The sequence below is a fragment of the Pseudoduganella sp. GW821-FHT12E03 genome, from assembly GCF_058807115.1.
Genome location: NZ_JBXAQJ010000001.1, coordinates 154,322 through 171,377, shown reverse-complemented (window position 1 = coordinate 171,377; position 17,056 = coordinate 154,322). Strand labels below are relative to the sequence as shown.

13 protein-coding genes are annotated in these 17,056 nt (G+C 68.2%); 5 read left to right on the top strand and 8 right to left on the bottom strand.

Annotated elements, in window-relative coordinates:
- Window positions 1-6: 6 nt before the first annotated feature.
- Together AC1RRC_RS00710 and AC1RRC_RS00705 are read left to right on the top strand one after the other, a co-directional pair.
- Window positions 7-645 (top strand): SH3 domain-containing protein, encoded by a 639-nt coding sequence (locus tag AC1RRC_RS00710; protein ID WP_493053319.1) that lies wholly within the window; start codon window positions 7-9, stop codon window positions 643-645.
- Between the two features lie 147 nt (window positions 646-792).
- Complete coding sequence (locus AC1RRC_RS00705; RefSeq protein WP_493053318.1) at window positions 793-2,349, top strand: FHA domain-containing protein; 1,557 nt, start codon at window positions 793-795, stop codon at window positions 2,347-2,349.
- Window positions 2,350-2,355: 6 nt separating this feature from the next.
- On the opposite strand, the gene AC1RRC_RS00700 is transcribed toward AC1RRC_RS00705, so the two are convergent.
- Both AC1RRC_RS00700 and AC1RRC_RS00695 read right to left on the bottom strand, forming a co-directional pair.
- A complete protein-coding gene (locus AC1RRC_RS00700) occupies window positions 2,356-3,234 on the bottom strand; it encodes a pirin family protein (protein WP_493053317.1) in 879 nt (292 codons plus the stop codon).
- Window positions 3,231-3,638 (bottom strand): OsmC family protein, encoded by a 408-nt coding sequence (locus tag AC1RRC_RS00695; protein WP_493053316.1) that lies wholly within the window; start codon window positions 3,636-3,638, stop codon window positions 3,231-3,233. Before AC1RRC_RS00695 ends, AC1RRC_RS00700 begins: the two co-directional genes overlap by 4 nt.
- Window positions 3,639-3,839: 201 nt before the next feature.
- On the opposite strand from AC1RRC_RS00695, the gene AC1RRC_RS00690 reads away from it, so the two are divergent.
- From AC1RRC_RS00690 to AC1RRC_RS00680, 3 genes are read left to right on the top strand one after another with little or no spacing between them, the layout of a single operon-like run.
- Window positions 3,840-6,158, top strand: a complete 2,319-nt coding sequence (locus tag AC1RRC_RS00690; RefSeq protein ID WP_493053315.1) for a carboxypeptidase-like regulatory domain-containing protein — start codon at window positions 3,840-3,842, stop codon at window positions 6,156-6,158.
- Between the two features lie 9 nt (window positions 6,159-6,167).
- Window positions 6,168-6,467 (top strand): hypothetical protein, encoded by a 300-nt coding sequence (locus AC1RRC_RS00685; RefSeq protein ID WP_493053314.1) that lies wholly within the window; start codon window positions 6,168-6,170, stop codon window positions 6,465-6,467.
- A 16-nt stretch (window positions 6,468-6,483) separates the two neighbouring features.
- On the top strand, window positions 6,484-6,789 hold the full coding sequence (locus AC1RRC_RS00680; protein ID WP_493053313.1) for a hypothetical protein: 306 nt from the start codon (window positions 6,484-6,486) through the stop codon (window positions 6,787-6,789).
- Window positions 6,790-6,802: 13 nt separating this feature from the next.
- On the opposite strand, the gene AC1RRC_RS00675 is transcribed toward AC1RRC_RS00680, so the two are convergent.
- The 6 genes from AC1RRC_RS00675 to AC1RRC_RS00650 form a co-directional block, all read right to left on the bottom strand.
- On the bottom strand, window positions 6,803-9,439 hold the full coding sequence (locus tag AC1RRC_RS00675; RefSeq protein ID WP_493053312.1) for a bifunctional serine/threonine-protein kinase/formylglycine-generating enzyme family protein: 2,637 nt from the start codon (window positions 9,437-9,439) through the stop codon (window positions 6,803-6,805).
- A gap of 165 nt (window positions 9,440-9,604) precedes the next feature.
- Window positions 9,605-12,085 carry a coiled-coil domain-containing protein gene (locus AC1RRC_RS00670; RefSeq protein ID WP_493053311.1) on the bottom strand — a complete coding sequence of 827 codons (2,481 nt, stop codon included), beginning with the start codon at window positions 12,083-12,085 and terminating at the stop codon, window positions 9,605-9,607.
- Between the two features lie 67 nt (window positions 12,086-12,152).
- Window positions 12,153-13,274 carry a hypothetical protein gene (locus tag AC1RRC_RS00665; protein ID WP_493053310.1) on the bottom strand — a complete coding sequence of 374 codons (1,122 nt, stop codon included), beginning with the start codon at window positions 13,272-13,274 and terminating at the stop codon, window positions 12,153-12,155.
- Entirely contained in the window at window positions 13,271-14,974 is a 1,704-nt protein-coding gene (locus AC1RRC_RS00660) for a hypothetical protein (RefSeq protein WP_493053309.1), read from the bottom strand. The genes AC1RRC_RS00665 and AC1RRC_RS00660 overlap by 4 nt, the downstream gene beginning before the upstream one ends.
- Entirely contained in the window at window positions 14,971-15,540 is a 570-nt protein-coding gene (locus tag AC1RRC_RS00655) for a hypothetical protein (protein ID WP_493053308.1), read from the bottom strand. Before AC1RRC_RS00655 ends, AC1RRC_RS00660 begins: the two co-directional genes overlap by 4 nt.
- The gene (locus AC1RRC_RS00650; RefSeq protein ID WP_493053307.1) at window positions 15,537-17,000 is read right to left on the bottom strand and encodes a hypothetical protein; all 1,464 of its coding nucleotides are present in this window, start codon (window positions 16,998-17,000) and stop codon (window positions 15,537-15,539) included. Before AC1RRC_RS00650 ends, AC1RRC_RS00655 begins: the two co-directional genes overlap by 4 nt.
- Window positions 17,001-17,056 lie beyond the last annotated feature (56 nt).

Sequence of the window (17,056 nt, the reverse complement as noted above, 5' to 3'; positions counted from 1 at the left end):
GCGGCCATGACACTGTTACGGCTACTGATCATGCTCCTGCCGCTGGCGCCGGGCGGCGCGGCGCTGGCGGCAATGACATCGGCCACACCAGCCACACCGGCCATGCAGCACTGGCTGATGCCGGCGCTGTGTTATGGCGCGGGCCTGGCGCTGACGCTGGCGCTGGCGGCGCGGCTAACGCCCGCCGCATGGTGGCGCCGCCCCACCGCGCGCGGCGCGCTGATCGTGGCGGGCGGCACGTGGGCCTGCGGCGGCGCACTGGCACTGGCGGCCGGTCTGGGGGGGCCGGCGTTATTGAATTTACACGGCGCCGACGCGAACCCGGCATTGCCACCGCCGCCGCCCCGGATGGCGTCCGGCGTGGCCGTGACGCCACCAGCGCCACCGCAAGCCAACCCGCCATTCCGTGCGCACCGCAGCCTGAATTTGCGCAGCGGCGCCAGTGTCGGCGCGGCGCGGCTGGCCGTCATCCCGGCGGGCGCGCGGTTGACGCCGACCGGCCTGCGTGTGGGCGACTGGTGGCAAGTGCGGACGGACAGCACCGGTGCCGGCAATAGCGATGCCAATAGCGATGGCAAGGAATTAACAGGCTGGGTCAGCAGCCTGTGGCTGCGGCGGCAAGTGGAGCCGGCGAATCCGCGCTGATTCCGCCTTGCCAAACTGGCAAGCATGCCGATAGCGTGGCCGTCCGGCGTCAAATGGCGGAACAAGGGGAGGAAAACAGGGCTATTGCGGTTGCCACCGACCACCGAAACCACCTACACTCTGGGGTATGTCGGCGGTCGAAAAATTATGAACAAATGCGGTAACCCGGATCATCCGCACTGCACGTACTGGGTCTTGCCAGGCGAATCCGCCTGCGCGGGCGGCCACCCGCAGCCTGTGGCGGCCGCGCCAACCAGTTACGAATTGCTCAGTGCCATGCGCTCCCGTGCTCCGTCCACGGCGCATGGTCACGTCCAGGCCATGCAAGCCACACCCCTTGCGGTGCCTGCGCCGCCGGACTTGCTGCCGGGGTTGGCGCCAAAATCCCGTCCCCAGTTGCACATCAGCGGCTTCGATCCGCGCGCGGCAGGCGGACGGCAAACCCTGAAAATGGATTTGCGCGGCATGCCCGCCGATTGCGCCGCGCAGCTCGACATCGAAGTGCGCTCGGAACTGATCCAGAACGCGGGGACATCGCGCCAGCAATTTTCCCGCGCGGCCGATGGCGGCTGGCGCCCGGTGTTTGTTGATTTTTCATCACGCGGCAAGGAACACGGCCAGTACCAGATCAGCGTCATCATCACCAGCGCGCAAGACGGCCAGCCGGCGCGGCGCTGGGAATCCGTGTTTGTCATCCTGGCGCCCCGCGCCGATGCGACATTGACGGAAATTCACCGCATTTTCCTCAGCACGCACAAGAACGTGCGCGTGATGGCCGACGACGCATCGATTGCCCGGGTCCAGGCCCAGGGCGGCGACAGCCTCGATATCGACGTCACGGCGCGCAATGCCGGCATCGCCCATGTCAACCTGGACGCGCCGCAAGGCAAAGTCGACCTGGGCTTTTCCACCATCGCGTGGGATGAGGACTTGATTGAAATCGCCATGCCCCGCATGGCGCCGGCCCACCCGCACCCTGCCAGGATGGCCAGTTTCGTCAACGCCGCGCCCGATGCGGGCGCCCAGCGCCATATCCGGCTGTTCGCGCTGGACGAATGCGTGATCGGCCGTTTCGAACTGGTGGACCCGGAAGCCGATTTGCTGCTGACGCATCACAGCGAAGATGGCCAGCAGCCGAACGGCCTGACGCGGCGCGTTTCCGGCCGCCATGCGGTGATCCGGCGCACCGTACAGGGTGGCCTGTGCGGCTTTGAAATCGAAGACGTGTCGCGCTATGGCGTGCTGCTGGACGGCGTCTGGCCCGGCAAGCACAAGCCGGTGCGGCTGCGCCAGGGCATGCGCATCGAACTGACCGCCAGCATCAAGGGTGTGGCGGCGCTGGAAGTGTCGGCCATCATGCCGCACGGCGTGATCCTGCACCGGATCGACCATGGCCGCCAGGCCGAATGCTTCTATGTGCTGATGCCGGACACCCACCCCGGTTACCCGATGCCGCCGTTTATCGCCACGCCGCAAGCCGGCGCGCTGCCGCTGATCGTGCACCATAACGGCGGCTTCTGGCACATGGATCAACTGTCCGGCCAGGAAACCGCGCTGGCACCGTCGACCACGCTCGATAAACTCAGCCGCATTCCCCGCCACACGCGTTTCGCCGCCGAACCGTATCCGGAAAGCTGGATCATCCGCACCGGCGCCGATGATGTACATAGCACCGTGGCGGCGTCCGACATGACCGCCGCGTAAGCCGATTCAGGCCGGCGTCCGTTTCGGGAAGGGAATCCGCTCGGTTTCCCCCGGCACCTGCGGGAAGCGGCCCGCTTCCCAGTCTTCCGCCGCCTGCAGCACCCGCTCCTTGCGCGACGAGACGAAATTCCACAGCAGCGAGCGGTGGCCGTCCAGCGCGGCGCCGCCAATGACGACAAATTGCGCGTCCGACGCCGCTGTCACGCGCTGCGCCGTGCGCGTGTCCAGCAGCGCCATCGTATGCAGGGCCAGCGGCACGCCATCGACGGCCAGCGCGCCGCTGATCGGATAAATCGCCGCCTCTTCCGGCAGCCCCGCCAGGCCCAGTTGCTGGCCATCCTGCAAGGTCACGTCCAGGTACAGCGTCTGGGCATAGGTTTTCACCGGCGACGTCTTGCCGAACGCGGTGCCGATCAACACCCGCACTTTGGCGCCGTCCACTGTGAACGAGGGAATCGCCGCCGACGGCGTGTGTTCGAAACACGGTTCACACTCCTCGTCGGCCTGCGGCAAGGCCAGCCACAATTGCAGGCCGTGCGTGCGGTGCGGCTGTTGCACCAGGTCTTGCGGCGTGCGCTCCGAATGCGTGATGCCTTTCCCGGCCGTCATCAGGTTGATGGCGCCCGGTTCGATGCGCTGGAACGTGCCCAGGCTGTCGCGGTGGTCCATCGCCCCTTCAAACAAATATGTCACGGTGGCCAGGCCGATATGCGGATGGGGCCGCACGTCATGGTTGGCGCCCGGCGCCACGTCGACCGGGCCGAAATGGTCGAAGAAAATAAACGGACCCACCGCCTGCTTGGCGGCGGACGGCAGGTAGCGGCGCACCATCATGCCGCCGCCCAGGTCTTTTTCGTGGCCCTTGAGGACCGTCGACACGCTCATGATGCCTCCGCCAGCGCGGTGGTGATTTCCGTGGTCACCGTGGTCATCAATTTATGCACCGGGCATTTCTGCGCCGCCGACAGCAATTCCGCGCGCTGGGTGTCCGTCAGGTCGCCCGTCAGGTGCAAGGTGGTGGCAAGCCGGTAGACGCCCTTGCGCTCTTCGCTGGCGTCGCGTTCCGTCGTGACTTCCACGTTTTCCACCGGATAGCCCTTGCGCTTGGCGTACCACACCACGGTCAGCGCCTTGCAGGCGCTGACGGCGGCATCGTACAGGTCGTGCGGGCCCGGGCCGGCGTCGTCGCCGCCCTCTTCCAGGGTGCCGTCCACGGAAATGAGGTGGTTGCGCACATGGGCGATATGGCGCATGGCGAGCGACTGGTCGCGTTTCACTGTAATGGTCATGGTGATCCTGGCAAGCTTGAGTCTGAGAAACCACAATGTACACCGTTTGCGCCGCCCGCGCCTACCCCATAAAGGGGAACACAACAAGCGAACTGGACAGGCAAACATCTGAGCCGCATCAAGCCCGTGCCGCAATCACCTGGCCCGCGCGGCGTTCCCTGCCTAAAGTCCAGTCAACCATCAACATGAGGGGAGCCGGCCATGAGCGAACCGATCGACATCAGCGGAACCATCGACCTGGGCGCGGTCAGCCCGGATGACTTCGACGCATCACTGGCGCTGCGCGTGGCGGTGCTCCATGACGGCATGGTGCTGGGCTCCACCACCGTGACGCCCAAGGGGCTGTCGGAAGCGCTGCCGTTTACCGTGCGCTTCACGCCGCTGGTGCTGCCCGGCGCACGCTGGCCCTGTCCCGTGCGCCTGGTGCTGGGGCCGGACATCGGCGACCAGGAACTGATGGCCATCGACAACGTGGCGATCGACATCGACCTGGGCCCGCCGCGCGGGCAGGACCGCCCTGCGGACAGCGACGCCGCCGCGCCCCCGCTGGCGGCGACACTCACCGCCGGTACGCTGCAGGTCACGCCCGCGCTGTACTTTTGCTGGCTGTTCTGCTGCCGCACCTACACGATACGAGGCCGCGTGGTGTGCCGCCACTGGTACTACGATCCCTTCACGGGCCACTACCGCTTTTGCGACGCCCCGGTTCCGGGCGCCACCGTGGAAGCCTACGACGTGGACCGTTTCTTCATCTGGTACCGGCGCGACTTCATCGCCTCCGCCGTCACCGACATCAACGGCAATTTTACGATCCGCTTCCGCTGGTGCTGCCTGCGCTGGTGGCCCTGGATCCTGAAACACTGGGCGGTCGATCCCGATCTGGCCGCGCAGGTGCACGCGCTGCTGCAACAGCACGGCATCACGCTGCCGCCGCTGCCGCCGGGACCCGAGCCGGATCCCGTCTTCCTGCAGCAGATCGCGGCCCAGGCGGGCCTGGCGCTGCGCGCCCCTGCCGCCACGGTGCCCGGCGTGGCGGGCGATCCGGTCTCGGCCGAAGCCATGCTGGCGGTGTTGCCGGCGTCCAGCGAACTGGCCGCGCTGCGCGTGTGGCCATGGTGGGATGGCGCCGATTGCACACCCGACGTGGTGTTCCGCGTCACCCAGCTGTGCGACGGGCAGGTGCGCGTGATCCACAGCGAAACCAATGAGCAAACCCGCTGGGACATCCCGGCCAGCCTGCACGTGAACCTGCTGGCCAATCATTACGCGTGCTGCCTGCCCGTGTGCCGCGACCCGGAATGCCCGGAATGCCTGAAGGTGACGTTCGTCGGCTGCACCACCACCAGCCAGATCAGTGAATCCGCCGGCCCGCCCGACTTGCGGGGCTACGCCTTGACGGCCACCGCGGGCGACCGCCCGTTTTACGGCAATCTGCAAATCCGTGGCGCGGTCGGCAGCGACGTCGATTACTTCAAGGTGCAAGTGTCGCGCAACGGCGGCCCGTGGAACGATTTGCCGGCGCCCGCCTTTGCCGGCTTTTCACGCAGCTACTGGGATGGCAGCAACCCGGTGCCGGCACCCGCGCCGGCCTTCACGCCGGTCCTGAAAAACGGCGAAACCGTCATGATCACGCGCCGCCATTATGAAGACCTGCACCCTGCCATACCGCGCTTTGGCGGCAGTGTGATCTGGTTCGATTACGACACACTGTTTTATTTCGATACACTGGCCAGCGGCGCGCTGACGCCCGATGCGCTGTATGAACTACGCTTTGTCGGCTACTCCACCAATGCGGCCGACGACTTGATCCTGCCGTCGGCGCGGCTGCTGCCGACCTGCGGCCAGGGCGGCACGGAATCGCTGTGTATCCGCATCGACAACCAGGCCATGTCCCACTTGCCGCCGACACCGCTGCACCCATGCGGCCCCGGCACCGTGCACACCTGCACCAATGAACCGGACTGCCATATCCGCAAGATTTGCATCAACGAGGGCACGCCCGCCCAGTATTGCATCAGCGCGTGCGACATCCTGCGCCTGGCCGAATCCGATACCCTGACCATCCATTTCACCGCCACCGTCCCCGCCACCGCGCAGGACGGCCACCTGGGCGGCTATACGCTGGCGGCCGAATACGGGGTGTCGCTGACGTTCGACATCGGCACCGGCGTGCATGGCACGTTCGCACCGGACCCCACGTTTGAAGTGGGACCGGACTACCTGTCCGCGCTGGGCCAGGGCGCGCCCCGGCCGCACTGGTATGGCGGCGATTACAAGGTGACCTTGCGTGGCGGCGATTTCCCGGTCTGCTGCGCCTACCTGCTGCGGCTGCGCGCCTGGAAACGCACCACCAACGGCTGCAGCGACCCGCGCTGGGTGCACCACAACACTTTCGAGTTTGCGTTCACGATCTTGCGGCCGGAACTGTGTCCCCATATCTGTCCGGACCAGCAAGGTATGACGGCGCTGCCCGCGCCGGCCGGCAATACCATGGCCATGGCTGGCGCGCGCAATGCATGACGCCCTGGTATGAGCTGGTATGAACTGGTACTGGCCGTTGTTGGCGTGTGGCGCGTCTGCCATTTGCTGCACGCCGAAGACGGGCCATGGGACAGCGTCGCCACACTGCGCCGCTGGGCCGGGGACAGCATGGCCGGGCGCGCGATGGATTGCTTTTATTGCGTCAGCCTGTGGGTGGCGCCGCCGTTCGCGGCGGCGCTGGCGGCGGACTGGCGGCATGGCGTGCTGCTGTGGCTGGCCTTGTCCGGCGCCGCCATGCTGGTGGAAGCGGCGCACGCCGCGTTGCTGGCGTTGTCAAGCCGGGAGTGAAACAGGAGGATCTGCCATGTGCTGTGGAAGCAAACGCTACGACGCCGCGCGCAATGCCGCGCCGGCATTGACCCAGGCCGCGCCGCGCCCGGCGCAGGGGCGCTCCGCGCCGCCGTCCGGTGACCTGTCGGCCCGGGCCGCGGCGGCGGTTGCCGGCAGCGCGGGCCCCGTGTTCATCCACGACGGGCCCGGCGAACTGATCGCGACCGGCGTGAAAACCGGGCGCCGCTACCGCTTCGCGGGGCGTGGCGCGCGCCTCGCGGTCGATGCGCTCGATGCGCCGGCACTGGCGCTGGTGGACAAATTGCGGCGGCTGGGATAGGCGCGGCGCGGCGTCATACCAGCTTGCGCGCCACCCGCAACCCCACCACGTCATTGGCCAGCACGGCGGAATACGCATTGCGCAGCGCCGTGCGCAGGTAACGGGGCGGATACAGCCACGCGCCGCCGCGCAGCATGCGGCGGGCCTGGTCACTGCCTTCCATCCACGCACTGCCATCGAGTGGCGCCCCTTCATAGGTCGTGTGCATGGTGTCCTGCATCCATTCCCACACGTTGCCGTGCATGTCAAATAAACCCCACGGGTTGGGCGGGAAGCTGCCGACCGGCGTGGTGCCCTGGCGGAATACGCCTTTCACGCCGTTGCCATAGGTGAAATTGCCATCGAAATTGGCCTGGTCCGTATTGATGTCGTCGCCGAAGCTGAAGGCGCCCTTGCTGCCGGCGCGGCACGCGTATTCCCATTCCGCTTCGCTGGGCAGGCGGTATTGCTGGCCGGTCTTTTCCGACAGCCACGCCACATAGCGCTGCGCATCGAACCAGCTGATCCCCACCACCGGGTGGTCGTCCTGCTGCGCAAACCCGGGCGCCGCCCAGTCGGTATCGGACAGCGATTCCCAGCCCGTGGCGCGGGCGAACAGGCGCCACTGGCCCACCGTGACCGGGTAGCGCCCCAGCGCAAACGGGTAATCGATGCCGACCCAGTGTTGCGGCGTTTCGCGGTCCAGCCACGGCTTGCTGGAACCCGCCTTGACGGCAATCTCCCGTTCGTATTCCGAGGACCCCATCTGGAACCGCCCGGTGGGAATCAGCACCAGGTCCGGGCCGGCGCCGGAACCATCCAGGAAACGGTCGCGCAACACGCCCGCCGCATCGGCCACCGGGCTGCCGGCCGACGGCATCAGCGCCGCCAGTTCCGACGCGTTGCGGGCCGCCTGGTCCTTGCGGTGGCGTTCCTGTTCCGCGCGGTAGGCGGCATCGGCTTTCAATTGCGCCGCCTTGCGCTGCTGCTCTTCCTGGGCCTGCCGCGCCTGCGCCGCATCGGCATCGCGCCGCGCCAGCAATTGTTCGCGCAGGCGGGCCTTGCGTTCCTGCGCTTCCTGGTCCGCGCGCTTGCGCTGTTCCCGTTCCTGTTCGCGCCGCAACTGGTCTTGCCGCGCCTTTTCCACCGCCGCCACTTGCGCTTCGGCCTTGCGCCGCGCGGCCAGTTCCGCCTGCTTCACCTGGTCCGCCGCGCGTGCCTGGGCGGCACGGGCCGCCTGTTCCTGCTCGCTTTGCTGGCGCTGCTGCACCGCTTCCTGCTCCGCGCGCTGGCGCGCCTCGGCCTGTTCACGCGCCCGGTCGCGTTCCCGTTCCGCCTGCGCGCCCCGTGCGGCCGCCGCCGCATCGCTGGCGTCAACCAGGGCATCGAGCAAGGCGGTGACCGATTCCGGGCGCTGATCATGCACGTAAGCGAGACCATGTTGCAGCACCTGCCACTGCGCGCTATTCAACCCGGCCGGCGCCGAGGGCAGGAATTGCGCGGTGCGCACGCCATCGAACGGCATGCGCCCTTCCAGCATCTGGTAAATCATGACGGCAATGGCGTACACGTCCAGCCGGGGGCTGGGCTGGCGCTGGCTGGCGCCGGCTTCCGGTGCGCGGTAGCCGCTGGTGCCGGCGTTCGGCGCCTGCACGCCCACCGTACTGCCGGCGTTGCGCGCGCGCAGCGCGATACCGAAGTCCAGCAACTTGACGTCGCCCCGGCTGGTCAGGAACACGTTGCCGGGCTTGATGTCGCGGTGCACCAGGCGGAACTTGTCCCACGCATAGTCAAGCGCTTCCGCGACCGGGCGCAACAGTTGCGCGATGCGCTCCCACGGCGCGGGGCCGTGCTGCGCCAGCCACGCGTCGAGGTCTTGCCCCTCCAGGCATTCCATGATGATGAAATAGCTGGACGTGGCCGGATCCTGCGCCCAGTCATAGACCCGCACGATGCTGTCATGCGCCAGCCGGCGCGCCTGCGTGGCTTCCTCGATCAGCAGTTTGGCCAGCGACGCGCTGTTGGTCAATTGCGGCGGCAGGATTTTCAACGCCACCTGGTCGCTGTGGCCCAGTTCAGCATGGGTGGCGAGGTCGGTCGCCTGCCACACCTGGCCCATGCCGCCGACCCCGATTTGCCGTTCCAGCCGGTAGCGGCGGTTTTGCGGCCCGATTTCCTGGCCCGCCATCAACCCCAGTTCCGTTCCCTGGCGCGGCGCCATTTGCGTGTGGGCGCGGGCGGCGGCAACGGGGTCGCCGAACGCGCCGGGATGCGCGCCGGGTTGCGCTCCTTGATGCGGCCCCTGACGCGGCCCCTGATTTAGCCCCTGATTTAGCCCCTGCTGCGGCCCCTGGTGCGCGCCAGGATGGCCGCCCGCCTGCGCACCGGCATGGGTCCCGGCGCTGGCAGCCACACCCTGCGGGCCGGCGGCGCCAGAGCGACCCGCGGCGCGTACGCTCCCCCCTGGTGGCCGTTCCCCCGGGCGGGCCTCGCTGCCGTGCGGGCCGGCGCGCGGCGGCTGGCCGTCGTCCGGATGCGCGGAACCCGCACCCAGCGGCGAATATTCCGCGTCGAGGATGGCATTCCTGCGGCGGTCGAATTCCTGCCGGCTCAGCAAGCCGTCTTCGTGCAATGCACGTAATTCGCGGATTTTTTCCCTGGCAGTCTGCATCGGTTAGCGGGTCAATTGGCAATCGGAGTGACCGAGGAAAGCCATGGTTCTTTGCGCCAGGCCAGGCACCAGTTGCGGCGACAGCGGCCCACCGCGAGGATTTGCAACGCCACAGGGGGCGAAAAGGCGCGCTTGCATGCCGCGATCCGTTGCCAGGTGACCCACTTAAGCCACCGGCGGCAGCGGCGCGCCGCAGTCGGCGCAGAATTTCGCATCGGGGCGGCTGGCTGGCGTCACGTGGCCGTGCGCGCAAGTTCTTTGCCCCCCCGACGGCGCCGCAACCGGCGTGGCCGCCAACGCCGCTTGCGTGGCGACGAACTGGCCGGACACCACGTGCGCAGGCACAAACTGGCCATGCGGCGTACCGTGCGGCGCGTACGACACCGGCGCGGCGTGCACATGGGCGGCGTCGGCCGGCGGCGCAACCGCGCCAGTCCGGCCCGCCATGCCCTGCGCCACCGCCGTGCCCAGTTGCATTTGCGCGTGCAAGGCATGCGCATGGGTGGCGTTTTGCTGTTGCAGCAAGTGCAGCTGGTGCTGGCGGTCCTTGGCTTCCTGCGCATCGCGGTGCTGGCGCTCGGCCGCGATCTGCTCCTGCGCCATGCGCAGCGCATCGAGCGGACTGACACTGTGTTCGGCGCCCACCACTTCGGCCATGGCGCGCAACTGGTCCGGGCTCATGCCCGCGCGCACCTGTTCCCGCATCCACTGGCCCAGCACGGCGGCATTCTGTCCCGGCGCCAGGGCCAGCTTGCCGCTGTCGGACAACTGGCCGATGGTTTCCACCCGCGCCACTTCCAGCCGCGCCAGTTCCATGCTGTGCGCCTGCTGCGCCAGCAAGGTATCGTGTTCACCCTTCCATTGCGCATAGTGCGCTTCGCGTTCGTGCTCGCGCAGGCGCAATTCGCGCTGCCATTCCGCTTCGCGTTCGCGCTGGGCCAGCGCCTGGCGCTGTTCATCGACCGCCAACTGGTCCAGCATGGCCTGGCGCGCCAGGGCCTGGTTCTGGCGGCCATGCACACCGTCCGCTTCGATGGTGCGCAACAGCTTTTCGTGCTGGGCCAGGGCGTCCTGCGCCGCGCCTTCGCGCCGCAACTGGTCGAGGCGCTGCCGCACTTCGGCCACCTGGACGTCGCCGGCGGCATCCTTGACCTCTTCCGTGCGCGCCAGCTCGCGCAAATGCATCAGGTGCTGCCGGTCTTCCCATTCCTGCACCCGCTCCGCTTCGCGCTTGCGCGCGGCATTGGCAAATTCCAGGCCTTGCTGGCGGGCGATGTGGTGCTCGGTTTCCAGTGCGGCGTCACGATCGCGGGCCGCCAGTTCTTCCTGCCGCAGGCGCAGCAACAGCGCCCGGCGGTGTGCTTCATCTTCCACCAGCAGCGCCTGCGCCACCTGGTTATGGATTTGCTGCATGTGCAGCTGGTGGCTGAAGCGCTGCCTGGCCAGCTGCCGTTCTTCATGCGCGGCTTGCTGCGCCACTTCCAGTTCGGTGCGCAGCTTGATTTGCGCCAGTTGGCGCACCTGCTCCCACGCCGCCGCCTCGCCCAGCCGCCCCATTTTCTTGCGCGCCAGTTCATGCTCGAGCGCCGCCAATTCCGCGCCCGCGCCTTTGTCGATGGCGCTCTGGCGGTTAGCCGATTCCGCTATGCGCGCGTACAAGTCCAGTTCGCGCGCCCGCAGGCCCTGCATGCGTTCGGCTTCCTGCAGCGCCAGTTCCGCCTTGCCGACCGCCGCGTCCTGGCGCAATTCGGCGCGCCGGTAATCGGTGCGCATTTTCCGTTCTTCGCGCGCCAGCGCCTGCCACTCTTCGTCGTTATACAGTTCATCGAGCTGCTTGACGTGCTCCAGCTGGACGTGGCGTTCGTCCGCCACCAGCCACAGCGAACCAATCCGCTCCCGGTTCGCGTCGAATTTATCGTGGCGCAGCGCCAGGGTCTGCACTTCCACCGCGGCCAGGCCGAAGTCGGCCAGCCGCAGGCGCAGCGCCGACTGCAGCCGTTCATCGAGCTGCGCGCGCAAGGCCGGGTCTTTGCCCATGTCGCGCATCGAGCGGCCACCGATGAATTCAGCCGCCACCTGGCGCACCGAGGGAGCCAGCAGATCGTGCAGTTGCAAGGTGGTGACGGCGCCCGGCGTGGTCATGAAATGCTGCGCGAAGGCCGGCACGTGCTCCACCCGGACCGCGACCGTAAAGCGCGCGGAAACTTTCAGGTATTCCGCCGAGTGCAAATCGCTGAACGCGAAGTCCACCGGCAGCGGCGCGCTGCGGGTAATCAGGATTTCCGCATGCTGGTCGCGCAACAGGTTATTCAAGCGGGTGAAGAAACTTTCCAGTTCGTATTCACCCTGCGGCACTTCCGTGGCTTGTCCGCCTTGCAGGATGTACGCCCGGGTGGCGGCCGGCACCCGCAGGATTTTATTGAACATGCCGGACAGGGCGTTGATGCCGAAATACACCGCCAACTCGTCATCGGCGGGGATCCAGCGGTTATCGCGCAGCACCGGTTCGCTGCGCGGCGCCCCCAGGCTCAAGCCGCAATGGCCGCAATAAGCGGCCTCCTGTCCCGAACCGGCATCGGGTCCATTCGCGGTTTTCTGATTGCAGCGCGGGCACCTGGCGCCGCCAAATCCAAACATCTGGAACATGTTGTCTCCCTGTTGCAACTTTATCTCGCGCCGCGCCCTGCTTTGATTTTAGCAGGCGCGGGCGGCTTCAAATCATGCCGATCCGTGCGATGCGGGCCATGGTGGCGCCCCGTGCCTGTATCGCATGTTTCACTTCGGCTAGTACTGTATCGGCAATTTCACTGGAAATGTTACCTTCTGGCAGCAATATGCGGTCACCCGGCGCCGCCTGCGCTGCAATCAGCGCAAGTTTGGCGCCCAGTTCCTGCACAGCATCAACCCGTCCGGCATGCCATGCGCCGGAACAGCCGGTTGCAATCAACCTGCCGCGCGGCACGAATTCCCGTCCGCGCGCCAGGCGGTCCGCCATCACCAGCGCCAGTTCATAGGAATTGCCCTGGAAACGGGTCTCGCTGAACCGCACGGCGGTACGCCAGCGGCCCAGCGCGCGGCCGTCGAAATGGCGCGCGGCCGCCAGCGCTTGCCGGATGGCGAGTTGACCGGTGGCATTGAGTTCCGGCACTGCAATCGTGTCTTCCTCATCCCATCCCTGTGCCTCCGCCGGCAACGGCGCCACGCTGACTTCCACCCAGGCCAGGCTGTCATGGACGCCGCCGCTGTGCAGGGGAAACCAGGCGCGGGCGGTCGAGACGATGGCGGCGGGGTCGGTGTGGCCGGTCAGCGCGCCGAGGTGCGGCAAGGCCTGCACGTTCGCGCCGGGTACGCCGGGTACGCCGGGTGCATCGGGTGCGCCGGTTGCCAGCGCGCCGCGTAGCACCAGCGCATCCGGCAGCAATTGCGCCAGCGTAGCGGCGGCATTGCCACCGCTGGTGATGGCCGTGCCCTGGTGCCACGCATCGGACCAGCCATGGGCGGCGACCAGGCCCTGGCCCGGCCGCCAAACGCCGCGCGCCATGCGGTCGGCCAGCACCGCCGCCAGTTCCCAGCCACGGTCGCTTGCCAGCGGGGCGCAATCGAGGCTGAGCACCACTTGTTCGCGGCTGTCGAAGCGCGCTTCCGTATGGCGCGCCAGCCGCACCACTTGCTGCATGCGCGTTGCCAGCGCGGGCGCGCCGGGAACCGCGCATTTGACGTCGGCGCGATTGGCGCGTGCCCGGCGGCTGGCGGTGATGACGGCAAGGCGACCATCGGCCAGCAGGGTGCGGCACTCGATGCTGGCGGGACGCTGCAATGGGTGGGAGGTCGTCACAGTTGCGGCTCCTTGCGTGCCGGTCCCGGTCCGGCCTCGTCCACGATGGCGCGGCGCGCCGCCAGATGGAAGGCCAGGTTGGCCGTCAGACGGTCCGCTTCGTCCAGCAACGCCGCATGCGCGGCGGCACACGCCGTGCCGGCAGTCGCGTTCTGGTCTGTCAGCGGCGCCGCCTGCCCACCCGCGCCCTCGGTGGATGTGGCGGCACGCTCCTGCGTTGCCAGGCGCCAGCGCGCCAGCAAGGCCCAGGCCTGGTCCAGCGCCTGGGCCGCCATCACACTGTGGGCCGCGCGCCGCGCCTGCGATGCGGCCGCCAGCGGACGGCCGGGGGCAGCCCAGGCCAGCGACGGCATGGTGTTGACGTCCAGTACGGCCAATGCGCAACGCTGCAGCACGTCGCGCCGCGCTGCAGCGGCGCCGGACGGCAGCGCCAGCCTGCGCACGCCGGCCGACCATGCCGGCAATTCCAGGAACAGGCGGCGCAGCGCGTGTGCGTCGGCGTCGGCGGCAGGCGCCCCGGATAGCGGGAATAACCGCGTGCAGGCTCCGGCCGTCGCTGAGCCGTCTGGCCGGACCGTGGCGCCAGTGCCTAGCGCAGTCCCGGCGCCTGCAACAGCAACATGCCCGCTGCGTGCATCGGTTGCAGACAGCGCCGCAGCTTCAGGCGGAAGGCGGGATAACGCGGCGCCAGTTGCGGCAGTTTCGCCAGTTGCGGTAGTTGTGGCAGTTGCCGCAGTGACGGCAGTTGCAGCAGTGGCGGCAGTTGTGGCAGTTGTGGCAGTGGTGGCAGTGGTGGCAGTTGCCGCAGTTGCAGCAGGAGCAGTAGCGGCGGCGGCAGCAGCGGAAGCGGCGGCGGCAGTGGCTTCAGTACCGGCAGGGCATGCATCCGCCTTGCCGGGCCCGGCCGGCATGCCGGCGCTGGCGCCGAATGCCGCAACCGCCCGTGATGTTGTTGTACGCTCATCCGAGCCGTTGCCCGCAGCGCTGATTGCCGGATTCTGCCAGGCGCCGGCCTGCGCGCCAGCCGGTTCACCGGCGCCAAGCCCATCCCGTGCGCCCGCCGGCGCAGGCGCTGGCGCGCCGGCAGGCATCCGGATAGCCGCGCCGGCCGCATCGGCGGCTTGCCCCGCGCGCGCGCGCAGCAGTTCGGCGTAGTCGCACACGGCCCCCAGATCGACCGGCACGCAATCGTCCACCGTCAAGCCAAAACGCGTATACAGCAATTCATTGAGGCCGGCGCGGAATCCATGCCATTCCTCCACGGTGGTGCAAGCCGGCAACTCCAGCGCGCCCTGCGCCAGCGCATCGCGCACGGCGGCGGCGGTGGCCTGGTGCAGCGATTCGGCTGGCAGCGTCTCGCCCGCTTCGCTGAACAAAAACAGGTCGAAGCGCTGCTGCGCCACGCGCGGATCGGCGGCATCGGCCAGGTAGCGCAGCCGCAAGCCGATTTCCGGCGCGCCGTCAAAGGGCGCCAACACGGTTTCATAGGGGCCGGGATGATAGGCGACGGCAATTTCCCCTTTGCCGGCGCGGCTGTGCGGCGCGCGGCGCGCCTGGCCCGCCGCGCTGAACACCAGTTCCACGCAGCCCGGAGGCAGGCGCACCTCGCCGTGCACGCGCAGCGCCACCAGCGCGGTACCGAGCGGCGCGTCCTGCACGGCGGAGGGAGGTTTGCCGAATCCGAACATGGCGCTGGTCACGTGCACGGCTCGATGGTGAAGGTCGCGCCATAGAGCTGGAAATGCGCCATCGGCGCCAGTTCAAAGGGCCAGGGCCGCTCGCACTCGCCATCCGCATCGAGCCTGCCCTGCAGCAGGATCGCCCCGCCGCCATCGACCACGCGCAGCAGCGGACGATCGCGCAACAGCCGCCCGGCAAACGGCGCCTGCGCATCGAGCTGCACGATCAACTGCCAGCCGGCGCTCCCGTCGGGTACGAAATGCAGGGCCCAATAGCCGTCATCCGTCACCAGCTCTTCCAGCACGGCGGCACTGGCGGCGGCGCGCAGCATCCCCCCGCTGCCATCCCACCAGGCATCATTGGCGGCCGGCTGCCGGGACAGGCCGGCGGCGGCGCGCCGCTGCAGCGCCAGGTGCCGGAAGCGGCGCAAGGTTAGCGGCGATGCCTGCAGGACGCGCCGTTCGGCCGGCGCCAGCGGGCGGCTGCCGTCGAGCGCGGCCAGCAGCACGGCATCGGCCAGCATCAGCCGGTCGCCAGGCGCCGCGCGCGCCAGCAAGGCCTGTTCCAGTACTTTGTCATCCATCATCGTTGTCCCTTTCCATAGGCGCCACTGGCGGCCGCCTGCTGCAACAGCGCCATCGCTTCATTGCGGCGCTTGCGCAAGGTCGGCATCGAGATGCCATCGAGCGCGGCCAGTTGCCGCAATGCCGGCAATTCCCCGGTCGCCGGGTCCAGCCACGCGGCGGGATAACTGTCGTCGCGCGCCCCGAGCAGCGCGTGATACACGGCCAGCCGCACCGGCAGCGAGACGCCGGCCAGGATGGCTGTCACCTGTCCCGCCGCAGCTTGTTCCGCCTGGTTAACAAAGCTGGGGGACAGGGAAACCTCGTCGCCATCGCCCTCCCCGGCGCCGGGACCAGCGGCAGCGGCAGCGGCATATTCCGCGCCGGCGTCCTCATCGTGGCCGTCGTCCTCACCGCCATCACCGCCATCGTGCGTCAATCCGGCGCCGGACGGCGCCAGCAAGGTATCGAGCAAATCGGGTTCCGGCGTGTCCAGCGTGTCGCCGCCACTGTCCGCGGCGGCGCCGGCGCCATCATCAGCGCCGTCATCAGCGCCATACGCCGCTTCGGATTCCGCCACCACGCGCCAGTAATCTTCCAGCCACAGCGCCGCCTCGTCTTCATCGCTGCGCACCTGTCCCAGCGCCCCCATGTTGGCGGACAGCGCTTCATATTCTCCGATTTCCTCCAGCATCGCGGCAATCGCCAGCGGCTGGTTTTTCAGGCTGGCAAAACGTTTGGATCTGGTGTGCAACGGTCCCGGCGCGCCCGTATGGCGTTCAAGGGTGGCGCTCCAGCGGATGATCCACTCGGCGCGGCAATCGGCGATCGATTGCATCTGGCGCGCGGCGGCCGGCATGCCGCCCGCCATCGGCCCCGAATCCAGGTGCGAATCCAACTGCGGCGTCAGGCCGGGTGCATCGCCCAGGATATCGGCCACCTGCGCCGCACAGTGGCGCCAGTTGGCGAATAGGCGGGCGATCTCGCCATAAGCGGTATCGAGCATGCGGTAGGTATACATGCGGTTCGGCGTGCAGGGATGGCCGGTGGCGGCCTGGCAGGCATCCGCATCGGCCTTGTCCCGCAGCACCGAATACATGTCGTTGGCTTTCTTGCGCAACATGGCATGGCCCGCGTCGCCTTGCCAGAAAGCGCCGTGGCGCGCGTGTTCCGCGCTGATGGCGGCGCACAGGCCATCCCAGCACGATGGCTGCACCCGCAATTCAAAAAGCAGCGCGCACGCCAGTTCGCCCGCCGTGTCGCCATAGCTGTTGCCGGGCATGGCGGCCTGCGCCTGGTGGCGCGGCGCGCGTAATTGCTGCGCCATCGCCTCGAGATAGTCATCCAGCGCATCGGGCCTGCGCGCGGGCTCCAGCAGCGCGTCCATCGGCTGGCGGGTAAACACGGCCAGCGAACAGCGGCCCAGCAGCTTGCGCACATGCTCCCATCCATGTTCCTGGTATCGTGTTCCCGGCAACCGCATTCCCTGTCCTTGCACCCTGCCGGAACGCGCAAGAGGCGCGGACTGCGGCGGAGTCT